This window comes from Pseudomonas sp. rhizo66, assembly GCF_031931925.1.
Taxonomy (GTDB): domain Bacteria; phylum Pseudomonadota; class Gammaproteobacteria; order Pseudomonadales; family Pseudomonadaceae; genus Aquipseudomonas.
The window spans coordinates 141,900-156,115 of the sequence record NZ_JAUJWZ010000005.1 but is presented as its reverse complement, the minus strand read 5'-3'; the positions used below and the strand labels follow the sequence as shown (position 1 = coordinate 156,115).

Here is a 14,216-nt window from a genome sequence, read left to right as displayed (position 1 = left end):
GCTTATTTCATAATGCGCGCTTATTGGATCCCTCGATGGGTCCGCGTGCCCTTCAGAGGTAAGTCGATTCCCATGAACCGCACCGGCCGCACCCTTGCCTTGGGCTGCCTGTTGCTCCTTCAGCCCCTGCTCGCGCATGCACAAGCAGGCGGCAACTCGTTGTTGATCCCGGCGATGGGTCGTTGCACCCTCAATACTCAGCCGCAAGACGTCACGCAGGCACTGGCCGCCTGCCAGAAAGCGGCGGACGAAGGGGATGCACAAGCGCAATACGAGTTGGGTGAGTTCTACTACGACGGCAAGAACGCGCCGCGCGACCTCAATCAAGCCCTGAGCTATTTCGAAAAAGCCTCGCTGCAAGGCCACGCTCAGGCGCAATTCAAACTCGGCACCATGTTCTTCCACGGTGAAGGCGTGCAGGCCAACAATATCCAGGCGTATATCGTGCTGAAGATGGCTGCGGTCAACGGTGCCGAAGATGCACTGGACACGGCCGACGAAGTCGCCGAAAAAATGTCCCGCGAAGATCTCGAAACCGCGACCCAGGTGCTCGGGCAAATTTTCCGTAAATACCTCATGGAACTGCAGAGCGCCGATGGGCGTACGCCGTTCTCGCCTCTTCCCTGATCAGCGATCGTTCCCACGCTCTGCGTGGGAATGATCAGCATCCAGAATCTGCTGTTACTTCTCAGGCATCGGCATCGGAAACGGCATCACATTGCCGACCGCGCCGCGGGCTTCGCTGATTTTCGGCGTGCCCAGACGTTCCACCTCGTCGATGCGCACGATCGAATGCATCGGCACAAAGCTGCGCACCACGCCTTCGAACTGCGCCTTGAGCTTTTCTTCGCTCGGGTCGACGACCACTTGCGTGCGCTCGCCAAAGACGAACTCTTCCACTTCCAGAAAACCCCACAGATCACTTTGATAGATCTGCTTGGCGTACATTTCGAACACCTGGCCCTGGTTGAGGAAAATCACCTTATAGATTGGAGCTTCGCGTTTGGTCATGGCGGGGGGATAACATCGGGGATAAAAATGAGGGCGCAAACTATAGCATAGCCACCGGACGCGCAGCGGTAGGAACCTGAGGGCTTGTTCCCTATAATGCGCGGTTCTTTGAATCACGTGATGACCCTAATCCATGGCCAAGAAGCTTTACATCGAAACCCACGGTTGCCAGATGAACGAGTACGACAGCTCGCGCATGGTCGATCTGCTGGGTGAACATCAGGCCCTGGAAGTCACCGCGCGCGCGGAAGACGCCGACGTGATTCTGCTCAACACCTGCTCGATCCGCGAGCGCGCTCAGGACCGGGTGTACTCGCAACTGGGTCGCTGGCGCGAACTGAAACTGGCCAACCCGGACATGGTGATCGCCGTCGGCGGTTGCGTGGCCAGCCAGGAAGGCGCGGCGATCCGTGATCGCGCACCGTACGTCGACGTGGTCTTCGGTCCGCAGACCCTGCACCGTCTGCCGGAAATGATCGACGCCGCGCGCAGCAGCAAGCTGCCGCAAGTCGACGTGTCGTTCCCGGAAATCGAAAAATTCGACCATTTGCCCGAGCCACGCATCGACGGCCCGAGTGCTTATGTATCGGTGATGGAAGGTTGCAGCAAGTACTGCACGTTCTGCGTAGTGCCTTACACCCGAGGCGAAGAGGTCAGCCGGCCGTTTGACGACGTGATCGCCGAGATCATCCACCTCGCCGAAAACGGCGTGCGTGAAGTGACCCTGCTGGGGCAGAACGTCAACGGTTATCGCGGTACGACCCATGACGGTCGACTGGCCGATCTGGCGGAACTGATCCGCGTAGTCGCCGCCATCGACGGCATCGACCGCATCCGCTACACCACTTCGCACCCGCTGGAGTTCTCCGACAGCCTGATCCAGGCCCATGCCGAAGTGCCGGAGCTGGTGAAACACCTGCACTTGCCGGTGCAATCGGGTTCGGACCGGATTCTGGCGGCGATGAAGCGCAACCACACCGCGCTGGAATACAAGTCCAAGCTGCGCAAACTGCGCGCCGCTGTACCGGGCATCTGCATCAGCTCTGACTTCATCGTCGGCTTCCCCGGCGAGACCGAGAAAGACTTCGAACAGACCATGAAGCTGATTGCCGATGTCGGTTTCGACTTCTCCTATTCCTTCGTTTACAGCCAGCGCCCGGGCACGCCGGCGGCCGATCTGGCCGACGACACCCCGGAAGAGCTGAAGAAAGAACGCCTGAATGCCTTGCAACATCGCCTGAACCAGCAAGGTTTCGAGATCAGCCGACAAATGGTCGGTTCGATCCAGCGCATTCTGGTCACCGATTACTCGAAGAAAGACCCGGGCGAACTGCAAGGGCGCACCGAGAATAATCGTATCGTCAATTTCCGCTGCGATAATCCGACCCTGATTGGCCAGTTCGCCGACGTGCACATCGACGCGGCGCAACCGCACTCGCTGCGCGGCTCGCTGATCCAATAAATGCAAAAGATCGCAGCCTTCGGCAGCTCCTACATGGATTACATTCCCCTGTAGGAGCTGCCGAAGGCTGCGATCTTGACGGTCTCGACGCCAAGAATATTTAAGAGCTTTCGCACCCAAGCCTCTGGCGTTATCCTTGATTTCATCTCAATTGCCCCAGGGCGGCTAAATACGACCTTGAACGCTCCCATAGAACCACATCGTTTTATTCTCGAGCCCTTTGAGGCTCATCGCTTCGCCAATCTGTGCGGGCAATTCGACGAGCATTTGCGCTTGATCGAACAGCGCCTGAGCATCGAGATCCGCAACCGCGGAAACCAGTTCGAGCTGATCGGCGACTCCAAGCACACCACGTCTGCGGAAAATCTGATTCGCCGCCTGTACCGCGAAACCAAGGGTACGGAGTTGTCGCCAGATATGGTTCACCTGTTTCTGCAGGAATCAGCCGTCGTCGAGCTGGATAACCACGCTCCTGCGGAAGCCTCCGTCGCCCTGCGCACCAAAAAAGGCATGATTCGCCCTCGCGGCTTGAATCAGTTGCGCTACGTGAAGGAAATACTCGGTAACGACATCAATTTCGGCATAGGCCCGGCCGGTACCGGCAAGACCTATCTGGCCGTGGCCTGCGCGGTCGATGCACTGGAGCGCGAGCAGATCCGCCGCATCCTGCTGGTGCGCCCGGCGGTTGAGGCGGGTGAAAAGCTCGGTTTCCTGCCCGGCGATCTGTCGCAGAAGATCGACCCGTACCTGCGCCCGCTCTATGACGCACTCTACGAAATGCTCGGCTTCGAATACGTGGCCAAGCTGATCGAACGTCAAGTGATCGAAGTTGCGCCGCTGGCCTACATGCGCGGTCGTACGCTGAACAACAGCTTCATCATTCTCGACGAAAGCCAGAACACCACCGTCGAACAGATGAAAATGTTCCTGACCCGGATCGGCTTCGGTTCCACTGCAGTCATTACCGGCGACATCACCCAGGTCGACCTGCCGCGTGGCACCAAGTCGGGCCTGCACCATGTGATCGAAGTCCTTAAAGACGTGCCGGGCATCAGCTTCACGCACTTCCAGCCTAAAGACGTCGTGCGCCATCCTCTGGTACAGCGGATCGTCGAAGCCTACGAGCGCTTCGAAAACCGTGACGAAGCACCCAAGGAAACCTCGCGCGATGCTTGAGCTGGATCTGCAAATCGCGACCGAAGCGTCTGCGCCGAGTGAAGCCGACTTCCGCCTGTGGTGCGAACTGGCTCTGCGCCAGCGCACCGCTGACTCGGAAATGACCATTCGTCTGGTCGACGAGGAAGAAGGCCGTGAGCTCAATCACACCTGGCGCCAGAAGGATTACGCGACCAACGTCCTGTCGTTCCCGGCTGACGTGCCCGACGAGTTTCTCGATATCCCGCTGCTCGGCGATCTGGTGATCTGCGTGGCCGTGGTTGAGCGCGAAGCGGCCGAACAAGGCAAGGAACTAAAGGCCCACTGGGCACATCTGGTCATTCACGGCTGCTTGCATCTGCTTGGTTACGACCATATAGATGACGAAGAAGCCGAAGAAATGGAAGCACTGGAACGCGAGTTGCTTGGCGAATTGGGTTATCCCGATCCGTACGCGGACGACGAACCCGAAACATCCCCTATCGTTACAACAAAGGATTCAGAGTAATCGCTATGAGCGAAGATCGATCGAGCAACGGGCAGAAGTCATGGCTGGGTAAACTGACCCAGGCTTTTGCCCACGAGCCGAAGAACCGCCAGGAGCTGCTTGAGCTGCTGCGTGATGCACATCAGAACAAACTGCTGGACAGTGAAGCGCTGGCCATCGTCGAAGGCGCCATTCAGGTGGCTGACCTGCAAGTTCGCGACATCATGGTGCCGCGCTCGCAGATGATCAGCATCAAGGCGACCCAGACTCCCCGTGAATTCCTCCCGGCCGTGGTCGACTCGGCCCACTCGCGCTATCCGGTCATCGGCGAAAGTCATGACGACGTGATGGGTGTGCTGCTGGCCAAGGATCTGCTGCCGCTGATCCTCAAAGAGAACGGCGACAGCTTCAACATCAAGGATCTGCTGCGCCCGGCTACCTTCGTGCCGGAGTCCAAGCGTCTGAACGTGTTGCTGCGCGAGTTCCGCGCCAACCACAACCACATGGCCATCGTCATTGACGAATACGGCGGCGTGGCCGGTCTGGTGACCATCGAAGACGTGCTGGAACAGATCGTCGGCGATATCGAAGACGAGCACGACGTCGAAGAAGACAGCTACATCAAGCCGCTGCCCAGCGGTGACTTCCTGATCAAGGCCCTGACGCCGATCGAGAACTTCAACGAGTTCTTCGACAGCGAATTCTCCGACGACGAGTTCGACACGGTCGGCGGCCTGGTGATGAGCGCGTTCGGGCACTTGCCAAAACGCAACGAAATCACTGAAATCGGCGCCTATCGTTTCCGCATTCTGAACGCCGACAGCCGTCGGATTCATTTGCTGCGACTGACGCCAATTGCTCGTTAATTCTAAGGACTGAAATGCGCTGGACAACCCGCCCCGGCTGGCCCGGTAATCTGCTGGCCGTGGCGGCCGGTGCAATCACCACCTTCGCTCTCGCGCCGTTCAACATCTGGCCGCTGGCTCTGCTGGCGGTCGGCTTGTTCTATGCCGGTTTGCGCGAGCTGAGCCCGCGTCAGGCGCTGGGCCGTGGCTGGTGCTTCGGTTTCGGCCTGTTCGGTGCCGGCACCAGCTGGATCTATTACAGCATCCACCATTTCGGTGGTGCCTCGGTGCTGTTGGCCGGTTTCCTGATGTTGTTGTTTACCGCAGCGATCGCGTTTTTCTTCGCCCTGCCCGGGTGGGTCTGGGCGCGCTGGTTGCGCCGCAACGAGGCTCCGCTGGCCGACGCGCTGGCGTTTGCCGCGTTGTGGGTCGGTCAGGAAGCGTTTCGCGGCTGGTTCCTCACTGGCTTTCCGTGGTTGTACTCGGGCTACAGCCAGCTCGACGGCCCGTTGGCCGGACTCGCGCCAGTCGGTGGCATGTGGCTGGTGTCGTTCGTGCTGGCATTGACCGCAGCACTGATCTACAACGCGCCACGCCTGCTGCAAACCGGCCGCAAAGGTTTTGTCGCTGCCGGTCTGGTGCTGTTGGTGGGGCCATGGCTGGCTGGCATTGCGCTCAAGGGCCACGCCTGGACCAGCCCGTCCGGCGCACCACTGAGCGTTGCCGCGATTCAAGGCAACGTCGCGCAAAGCATGAAATGGGACCCGGCCGAACTCAATGCGCAACTGGCGCTGTACCGCGATCTGAGCTTCCGTTCGAAACCGGTGGACCTGCTGATCTGGCCGGAAACCGCCGTGCCAGTGCTCAAGGAGTCCGCCGAAGGCTACCTGAACATGATGGGCACCTTCGCCGCCGAGCGTAAATCGGCGTTGATCACGGGGGTGCCGATCCGCCAGACGGTGCACGGCGAAAGACGCTTCTTCAATGGCATCACCGTGGTCGGCGAAGGCGATGGCACCTACCTGAAGCAGAAACTGGTGCCGTTCGGTGAATACGTGCCGTTGCAGGATGTATTGCGCGGACTGATCGCCTTCTTCGACCTGCCAATGTCCGACTTCGCCCGTGGCCCGGCCGATCAGGCGTTGTTGCAGGCCAAGGGTTATCAGATCGCACCGTTCATCTGCTACGAAGTGGTGTATCCAGAGTTTGCCGCCAGCTTGTCAGCGCGCAGCGATTTGCTGCTGACGATCAGCAACGACACCTGGTTCGGCACCTCGATTGGCCCGCTGCAACATCTGCAGATGGCGCAGATGCGTGCGCTTGAGGCCGGACGCTGGATGATCCGCGCGACTAACAATGGTGTGACCGGACTGATCAACCCGTTCGGGCAGATCACCGAACAGATCCCGCAGTTTGAACAGGGCATTCTGTACGGTGAAGTGGTGCCGATGCACAACCTGACGCCGTACCTGCAATGGCGCTCGTGGCCATTGATCATCCTGTGCGTGCTGTTGTTTGGCTGGGCACTGATGGCTAGCCGGATGTCAAAAACCCTCTAAAGCAAAAGATCGCAGCCTGCGGCAGCTCCTACACAGAATTTGTATTTTCCCTGTAGGAGCTGCCGCAGGCTGCGATCTTTTGATCTTCAGCGGTAAAACAGCGAATACCCCACCTGCCCAACCGCCTCATTCAACAATTGCCCGCTCTGCCAGATCGACTTGAACTCCGGCAGCCAGCCACCAAACGGCCTTGCGTTATCGGTGCCCAGAAACCCGACCGGCGCTGGCACCACCTCAAAACCCGCCTGTTGAAAACTCCACACCGAGCGCGGCATGTGCCAGGCCTGTGTCACGACCACCACGCGCTTGATCCCCTGCGGCAACAAGATATCGGCGGTAAACTTGGCGTTTTCCCACGTGGTACGGCTCTCACCTTCCTGCCAACGCACAGTCACACCGAAATCGTCGCGCAGCGAATCCGCCATCAACTTCGCCTCGGTCGGCGGCGTACCGTAATGCAAGCCACCCGTGGTCAGAATCGGCAAACCGGATGCCTTCGCCAGCCGTGCCGCATACCGCTGACGCTCAAGCCCCACACCGGTCGGCTGATCCTCTCCCCAGGCCAGATCACCGCGCTCGCGACCGGAACCCAGCACTACGATCGCATCGGCCCGTTGCGCCAGCGTCGCCCATTCTTCACGGGCCAGCGGTGGTTCGCGCTCAAGTGCTTTGGCGCCCCACTGCACGACCACCGGCAGGCTCATCAGCCACAGGCCGCCAAAGCCAAGGGCAAAACACACGCCCGCCAGTCGCGGCCGCGAGCGGCGCAGCCACCACGCAGCCAGCAACAGCAGTAAAAGAATGCCGGGCGGCAATAAAAGTTGTTTGATGAAATAACGAAAAGGCATCGAGCATCTCCACAGATGCCCGAAGCCTAAGAGTGTTAATAAAGCGTTACAACCAATAGGTGGGATCCTGTTGAAAAAGATCCGGTTCTTGACCTGCCATGCGCTTACTTGGCCTGCACAGAGCGAACCTTGACGGTGTCTCTGCCGGGTGCCTTGTCCTTGAGCCAGATGACCTTGGCCGAATGTGTTGCATCGAGTTGCTTCACTGCCTGTGACAAGCAACCGTGCGTTTCACGTTCACTGCGATCCAGATAGGCCTTGACCAGTTTGAACTCGGCGGGGCTCAAGCCACGCAATTCCAGTTCCAGGGGGCGCTCGTCGCGCAGCCGGTCAGCGGTTTTTACAGCGTCCAGGGCCACACCCAGACGATCGATCAACCTTTCGTACAACTCGGGTTTCGTCACGTTTTTTTGCCGTTGCTCCACCATCCCTCACCTCATTGAAGATAAGACTCACTCCCCATTAAGAGCTTAGCTTCGCTGTACAAACCGGCTGCACGCCGCGACCAACGGCCCTCGCCACGGATTTGCCGGGGCAAACAGCTGTAATCAGGGTTTCCCTAGGCCGAGCGCGGTCATGTATGCTACGGCGCTTCCTGTAATTCCACTTCCAGCTCGTCCGGGCCAACCCCGGCACCTGCGTTGAAGAGGATTAGGCCACCCCTATCCAGTACAAAAGTAGCCATGCACGAACAATATCAGCCCCGTGAAATCGAAGCCGCCGCCCAATCATTCTGGGACGAGCAAAAGTCCTTTGAAGTCAGTGAACAGCCAGGCAAGGAAACCTACTACTGCCTGTCGATGTTCCCTTACCCCAGCGGCAAGCTACACATGGGGCACGTGCGCAACTACACCATCGGCGACGTGATCTCCCGCTACCAGCGCATGCTCGGCAAGAACGTTCTGCAACCGATGGGTTGGGACGCATTCGGCATGCCGGCGGAAAACGCCGCGATGAAGAACAACGTCGCGCCGGCCAAGTGGACCTACGAAAACATCGCCTACATGAAAACCCAGCTGCGTAGCCTGGGTCTGGCGGTCGACTGGTCGCGCGAAGTGACCACCTGCAAGCCGGATTACTACCGCTGGGAACAATGGCTGTTCACTCGCCTGTTCGAAAAAGGCGTGATCTACCGTAAAAACGGCACCGTGAACTGGGACCCGATCGACCAGACCGTTCTGGCTAACGAACAGGTGATCGACGGTCGCGGCTGGCGTTCCGGCGCGCTGATCGAAAAGCGCGAAATCCCGATGTACTACTTCAAGATCACCGCTTACGCGGATGAGCTGCTGGAGAGCCTCGACGAGCTGACTGGCTGGCCTGAACAGGTCAAGACCATGCAGCGTAACTGGATCGGCAAATCCCGTGGCATGGAAGTGCAGTTCCCGTACAACGTCGACTCGATCGGCGAAGCCGGGACCCTGAAAGTCTTCACCACCCGTCCGGACACCCTGATGGGCGCGACCTATGTCGCCGTGGCTGCCGAGCACCCACTGGCCACCCTGGCAGCGAAAAACAACACCGAGCTGCAAGCGTTCATCGCTGAATGCAAGGGCGGCAGCGTCGCTGAAGCCGATGTCGCCACACAAGAGAAGAAAGGCCTGCCGACCGGCCTGTTCGTCGAGCACCCGCTGACCGGTGAAAAACTGCCGGTATGGGTCGCCAACTACGTACTGATGCACTACGGCGATGGCGCTGTAATGGCAGTACCGGCGCACGACGAGCGCGATTTCGAATTCGCTCATAAGTACAACCTGCCGGTTAAATCGGTGGTGCGCACCAGCTCCGGCGACACCAACCCGGCCCCGTGGCAAGACGCCTACGGCGAACACGGCACGCTGATCAACTCCGGTGAATTCGACGGTCTCGACTTCGCCGGCGCGTTCGACGCCATGGAAGTGGCCCTGATCAAGAAAGAACTGGGCGCCTCGCGCACCCAGTTCCGCCTGCGCGACTGGGGCATCAGCCGTCAGCGCTACTGGGGCTGCCCGATCCCGATCATCCACTGCGATGCCTGCGGTGACGTGCCGGTACCGGAAGATCAACTGCCTGTCGTTCTGCCGGAAGACGTGGTGCCGGACGGCGCCGGTTCGCCGCTGGCACGCATGCCCGAGTTTTACGAGTGCGCTTGCCCGAAATGCGGCCAGCCTGCCAAGCGTGAAACTGACACCATGGACACCTTCGTCGAGTCGTCGTGGTACTACGCCCGCTACGCCTCGCCGCACTTTGAAGGTGGCCTGGTGGAAAAATCCGCCGCCGACCACTGGCTGCCGGTCGATCAGTACATCGGCGGTATCGAACACGCGATTCTGCACCTGCTCTACGCGCGCTTCTTCCACAAGCTGATGCGTGACGAAGGCCTGGTCAGCTCCAACGAGCCGTTCAAGAACCTGCTGACCCAAGGCATGGTGATCGCCGAAACCTACTACCGTCGCGAAGCCAATGGTGCCTACACCTGGTTCAACCCCGCAGACGTAGAACTTGAGCGTGACAGCAAAGCCAAGGTGATCAGCGCCAAGCTGAAATCCGACGGCCTGCCGGTGGAAATCGGTGGCACCGAGAAGATGGCCAAGTCGAAGAACAACGGCGTTGACCCACAATCGATGATCGATCAGTTCGGCGCCGATACCTGCCGCCTGTTCATGATGTTCGCTTCGCCGCCCGACATGAGCGCCGAATGGTCCGACTCCGGCGTCGAAGGTTCGCACCGCTTCCTCAAGCGCGTCTGGCGCCTGGCGCAAGCCCACGTTAGTCAGGGTCTGCCTGGCAAACTGGACATCGCCAGCCTGAACGACGAACAGAAAGCCGTGCGCCGCGCCATTCACGTGGCCATCAAGCAAGCCAGCCACGACGTCGGCCAGAACCACAAATTCAACACCGCCATCGCCCAGGTGATGACGCTGATGAACGTGCTGGAAAAAGCCGCGCAAGCGACCGAGCAGGATCGCGCACTGATTCACGAAGGTCTGGAAGCCGTGACGCTGTTGCTGGCGCCTATCACGCCGCACATCAGCCACGAACTGTGGAACAAGCTGGGCCACGCCGACGCCGTTATCGACGCTGGTTGGCCAGCAGTGGATGAAAGCGCTTTGGTGCAGGACAGCCTGACCCTGGTTATCCAGGTCAACGGCAAACTGCGCGGCCAGATCGAAATGCCGGCCAGTGCAACGCGTGAAGAAGTGGAAGCGGCAGCTCGCGCCAACGAAAACGTCCTGCGTTTCGTCGACGGCCTGACGATTCGCAAAGTGATCGTTGTACCGGGGAAACTGGTCAACATCGTCGCCAGCTAATTGGATCGGGCGTCAGGTTCGCCTGGCGCCAAGTAAAACCTTTCGGGTCGTACAGTCGGCCCACGTGGTTTCAAGGGGAGCAACACAATGATCAAACGCAATCTGCTGGTGATGGGCCTCGCCGTTCTGTTGAGCGCCTGCGGTTTCCAGCTGCGCGGCACCGGCACCAACGAACTGACGATCAAGGAACTTGATCTGAGCGCCCGCAACGCCTACGGCGAGACTGTGACGCAACTGCGTCAGGTACTGGAGTCGAGCGGCGTCAAGGTTTACAGCGGCGCGCCATACAAGCTGTTCCTGGCTGACGAGCAGGAAAGCCAGCGCATCCTCAGCTATGCCGGTGCCGGCCGCACAGGCGAATATCAGGTCAACACTGTCCTGAACTACGAGATCCGTGGTGACAAGAACCTGCAACTGCTGAATGACAAGCTTGAAGTGCAAAAGGTGTTTATCCACGACGGTAACAACCTCGTGGGCTCGGATCAGGAAGCCAACGACGCCCGTCGTGAAATGCGTCGCGAGCTGGTTCAACGCATGATGCTGCGTCTGCAACAGCTGACCCCAGGTCAACTGGAGCAACTGCAGCAAGCTGCCAATAACCGCGCCAAGGCAGAAGCCGACGCGCTCGAAGCGGCGCAAAAAGCTGAAGCGGAAACCCCGCGCCAGTCGCCGCTCGAAGTACCGCAGCAGTAAGACGTTCGGGGCGCTCAGGCGCCCCGCTCGACCTTTCTTATGAAGCTCGCACCCGCTCAACTCGCAAAACACCTGCAAGGCGCTCTCGGCCCTGTCTACATCATCAGCGGCGATGACCCGCTACTGTGCCAGGAAGCCGCCGACGCCATCCGCAGTGCTGCGCGCCAGCAAGGTTTTGACGAACGCCAGGTCTTTGCCGCTGACGCCAATTTCGATTGGGGCACGTTGCTGCAAGCCGGCGCCAGCATGTCGCTGTTCGCGGAAAAACGCCTGCTGGAGCTGCGCCTGCCTTCGGGCAAACCCGGTGACAAAGGGGCTGCGGCGCTTATCGAATACTGCTCGCGTCCCGCTGAAGACACGGTTCTTCTGGTCAGCCTGCCCAAGCTCGATGGCAGCGCGCAGAAGACCAAGTGGGGCAAGGCGCTGGTGGAAGGCCAGCAGACCCAGTTCATCCAGATCTGGCCGGTGGACGCCAATCAGTTGCCGAGCTGGATTCGTCAGCGCTTGTCTCAGGCCGGTTTGTCCGCCAGTCAGGACGCGGTCGAACTGATTGCCGCGCGCGTCGAGGGCAACCTGCTCGCCGCCGCGCAGGAAATCGAGAAGCTCAAATTGATGGCAGAAGGCGGGCAGATCACCGTCGAAACCGTGCAGGCCGCCGTGGCCGACAGTGCCCGCTTCGACGTGTTCGGCCTGACCGATGCCGTGCTCAACGGCGAACCGGCTCACGCCTTGCGCATGCTTGAAGGCTTGCGCGGTGAAGGTGTCGAACCACCGGTGATTCTCTGGGCGCTGGCGCGGGAGCTGCGGCTGTTGGCCAACATCTCGTTGCAATACAGTCAGGGCACGCCGCTGGACAAGTGCTTCAGCCAGGCGAAACCGCCGGTCTGGGACAAGCGCAAACCCCTGATGAGCAAAGCGTTGCAACGCTATTCGGCGCGACGCTGGGCGCAGTTGTTGCTTGAGGCGCAGCGTATTGATGCGCAGATCAAGGGCCAGGCGGCCGGCTCACCCTGGATGAGCCTGAGTCGCTTGGCGCTGTTGATGTCTGGCCAGCGTCTGTCATTGCCTGCCGAATAAGCTCAAAAGATCGCAGCCTCCGGCAGCTCCTACACTGATCCCTGTAGGAACTGCGGCACGCTGCGATCTTTTGATCTTGTTTTCCTACAAAAACACCTGCATTTGCCCTATAGACAGACACCCAACATAGGCAGATTATTTCCCCCGCAAAACCACCCGATCGAGAGAACCCTCATGAGCAAAAAGCCAGCGAAACATGGCCCCAACAAGGCCAAATCCATCGTCGCCCAGCCCCTGTTCCGCAGTCGCCAGGAACGACCAACCAAGGGTAAAGGCAGCTACCGCCGCGAAGCCTTCCAGTCTGACAGCTGGGAGGCTTCTTACTTTCTGGCTGCTTGAAGCGCAGTACCCCCCGCTCATGTTAAGGTCTGCACCTGATTCGTTTTCCTGGAACTGTGCATGCCCCTAAGTCTTTCCCGTCGTTGGCCTGTTCGCCAATTGATCGCTGCCTCCAGCTTCATTCTGCTTGTCGCCTGCGCGGAAAAACCGACCGCCGCCGATGCGCAACCCCTTCAAGCAGCGCCTGTCGCCACGGCCCCAGCGATTATCCCGCCGGTAGTGCCGTCCGCTGACTCTCTTGATCTTCAGCCTACCCAGACCTTTGCCGAATGGCAGGCAGGCTTCCGCAAGGATGCCTTGGCCGCCGGGATTCACCCCGACGTGTTCGATCGCGCCTTTGCCAATGTCAGTTTCGATGCCAGCGTGATTCGGGCCGACCGCAGCCAGCCGGAGTTTTCCCGCCCAGTGTGGGAATACCTTGACGGCGCAATCTCGCCACTGCGTGTGCGTAAAGGTCAGGCGCTGATCAGCCAGTACGCCGATATTTTGCAAGTCATCGAGCAGCGTTATGGTGTTGACCGTCGGGCACTGGTGTCGGTATGGGGCATGGAAAGCAACTTTGGCCAGTTCCAGGGCAGCAAGTCAGTGATCAACTCGCTGGCCACCCTCGCTTATGAAGGCCGCCGCCCGGGGTTTGCCCATGCACAACTGATCGCGGCGCTGCAGATCCTGCAACAGGGTGATATCACGCCGGAGAAAATGCTCGGCTCGTGGGCTGGCGCCATGGGGCAGACCCAGTTCATTCCGACCAACTACCACACCCATGCCGTGGATTTTGACGGCGATGGCCGCCGCGATATCTGGGGCAGCCCTGCTGATGCCCTGGCCTCGACTGCACATTACCTGCAAAGCTCCGGCTGGCAACGTGGTCAACCCTGGGGTTTTGAAGTAGAGCTGCCGAGCACGTTCAACTACACGCTGGCGGACGGTGCGATTCGCAAGAGCGTCGCTGAATGGCGTCAGTTGGGCGTAACCCTGCCAAACGGCGCTCAGGTGCCAGCCGGTTCGGAGCAATTGTCTGCTGCCCTGTTGCTGCCGGCGGGCTATCGTGGCCCCGCGTTCCTGATCTTCGACAACTTTCGGGCGATCCTCAGGTACAACAACTCCTCATCATATGCCTTGGCTATCGGTCTGTTGTCGGAGCGCTTCAACGGTGGTGGCCTGATCAACGGCAGCTGGCCGAAAGATGACCTGCCGCTGAGCCGTACCGAGCGTATCGAGTTGCAAACCCTGCTGAGTGCGCGCAATTACGATGCCGGCACGGCGGACGGGATTATCGGCGCGAATACGCGCAAGGCGATTCGCAGTGCCCAGCAGTCACTTGGCTGGCCGGCGGATGGTTATCCGACGCATAAGCTGCTGGAAAGCCTGCGCAATCAATAAAGTAAAAATCAAAAGATCGCAGCCTTCGGCAGCTCCTACAGGGCAAATATCAATCCCCTGTAGGAGC

The 14,216-nt window shown here is 59.6% G+C and carries 14 protein-coding genes; 11 read left to right on the top strand and 3 right to left on the bottom strand.

The features are described from left to right. Positions 1-72 precede the first annotated feature (72 nt). Positions 73-627, top strand: a complete 555-nt coding sequence (locus tag QZR14_RS08055) for a tetratricopeptide repeat protein (protein ID WP_250607793.1) — start codon at positions 73-75, stop codon at positions 625-627. A gap of 54 nt (positions 628-681) precedes the next feature. On the opposite strand, the gene QZR14_RS08050 is transcribed toward QZR14_RS08055, so the two are convergent. After that, positions 682-1,011, bottom strand: a complete 330-nt coding sequence (locus QZR14_RS08050; protein ID WP_003185742.1) for a DUF1820 family protein — start codon at positions 1,009-1,011, stop codon at positions 682-684. Between the two features lie 133 nt (positions 1,012-1,144). On the opposite strand from QZR14_RS08050, the gene miaB reads away from it, so the two are divergent. From miaB to lnt, 5 genes are all read left to right on the top strand, one after another. After that, positions 1,145-2,473, top strand: coding sequence for a tRNA (N6-isopentenyl adenosine(37)-C2)-methylthiotransferase MiaB (miaB, locus tag QZR14_RS08045; protein ID WP_311996284.1), 1,329 nt, complete (start codon positions 1,145-1,147; stop codon positions 2,471-2,473). Positions 2,474-2,650: 177 nt separating this feature from the next. Continuing rightward, complete coding sequence (locus QZR14_RS08040; RefSeq protein ID WP_250607791.1) at positions 2,651-3,649, top strand: PhoH family protein; 999 nt, start codon at positions 2,651-2,653, stop codon at positions 3,647-3,649. After that, a complete protein-coding gene (gene ybeY / locus QZR14_RS08035; protein ID WP_250607789.1) occupies positions 3,642-4,136 on the top strand; it encodes an rRNA maturation RNase YbeY in 495 nt (164 codons plus the stop codon). The genes QZR14_RS08040 and ybeY overlap by 8 nt, the downstream gene beginning before the upstream one ends. 5 nt (positions 4,137-4,141) lie before the next feature. Further along, on the top strand, positions 4,142-4,981 hold the full coding sequence (locus tag QZR14_RS08030) for an HlyC/CorC family transporter (protein ID WP_007909641.1): 840 nt from the start codon (positions 4,142-4,144) through the stop codon (positions 4,979-4,981). A gap of 14 nt (positions 4,982-4,995) precedes the next feature. Further along, on the top strand, positions 4,996-6,519 hold the full coding sequence (lnt, locus tag QZR14_RS08025) for an apolipoprotein N-acyltransferase (RefSeq protein WP_311996283.1): 1,524 nt from the start codon (positions 4,996-4,998) through the stop codon (positions 6,517-6,519). Between the two features lie 86 nt (positions 6,520-6,605). On the opposite strand, the gene QZR14_RS08020 is transcribed toward lnt, so the two are convergent. Beyond that, positions 6,606-7,367 carry a YdcF family protein gene (locus QZR14_RS08020; RefSeq protein ID WP_123593166.1) on the bottom strand — a complete coding sequence of 254 codons (762 nt, stop codon included), beginning with the start codon at positions 7,365-7,367 and terminating at the stop codon, positions 6,606-6,608. A 104-nt stretch (positions 7,368-7,471) separates the two neighbouring features. Beyond that, a complete protein-coding gene (locus QZR14_RS08015; RefSeq protein ID WP_250607781.1) occupies positions 7,472-7,795 on the bottom strand; it encodes a hypothetical protein in 324 nt (107 codons plus the stop codon). Between the two features lie 255 nt (positions 7,796-8,050). Here QZR14_RS08015 and leuS point away from each other — a divergent pair, with 255 nt between their 5' ends. From leuS to QZR14_RS07990, 5 genes are all read left to right on the top strand, one after another. Then, complete coding sequence (leuS, locus tag QZR14_RS08010) at positions 8,051-10,657, top strand: leucine--tRNA ligase (RefSeq protein WP_250607778.1); 2,607 nt, start codon at positions 8,051-8,053, stop codon at positions 10,655-10,657. Positions 10,658-10,744: 87 nt separating this feature from the next. Next, positions 10,745-11,350, top strand: coding sequence for an LPS-assembly lipoprotein LptE (locus QZR14_RS08005; protein ID WP_250607776.1), 606 nt, complete (start codon positions 10,745-10,747; stop codon positions 11,348-11,350). A gap of 39 nt (positions 11,351-11,389) precedes the next feature. After that, a complete protein-coding gene (gene holA / locus QZR14_RS08000; protein WP_311996282.1) occupies positions 11,390-12,427 on the top strand; it encodes a DNA polymerase III subunit delta in 1,038 nt (345 codons plus the stop codon). A 174-nt stretch (positions 12,428-12,601) separates the two neighbouring features. After that, positions 12,602-12,766, top strand: a complete 165-nt coding sequence (gene arfA / locus QZR14_RS07995; protein WP_053124158.1) for an alternative ribosome rescue factor ArfA — start codon at positions 12,602-12,604, stop codon at positions 12,764-12,766. A gap of 60 nt (positions 12,767-12,826) precedes the next feature. Continuing rightward, positions 12,827-14,149: a lytic murein transglycosylase gene (locus QZR14_RS07990; RefSeq protein ID WP_311996281.1), complete on the top strand. Its 1,323-nt coding sequence runs from the start codon at positions 12,827-12,829 to the stop codon at positions 14,147-14,149. Positions 14,150-14,216 lie beyond the last annotated feature (67 nt).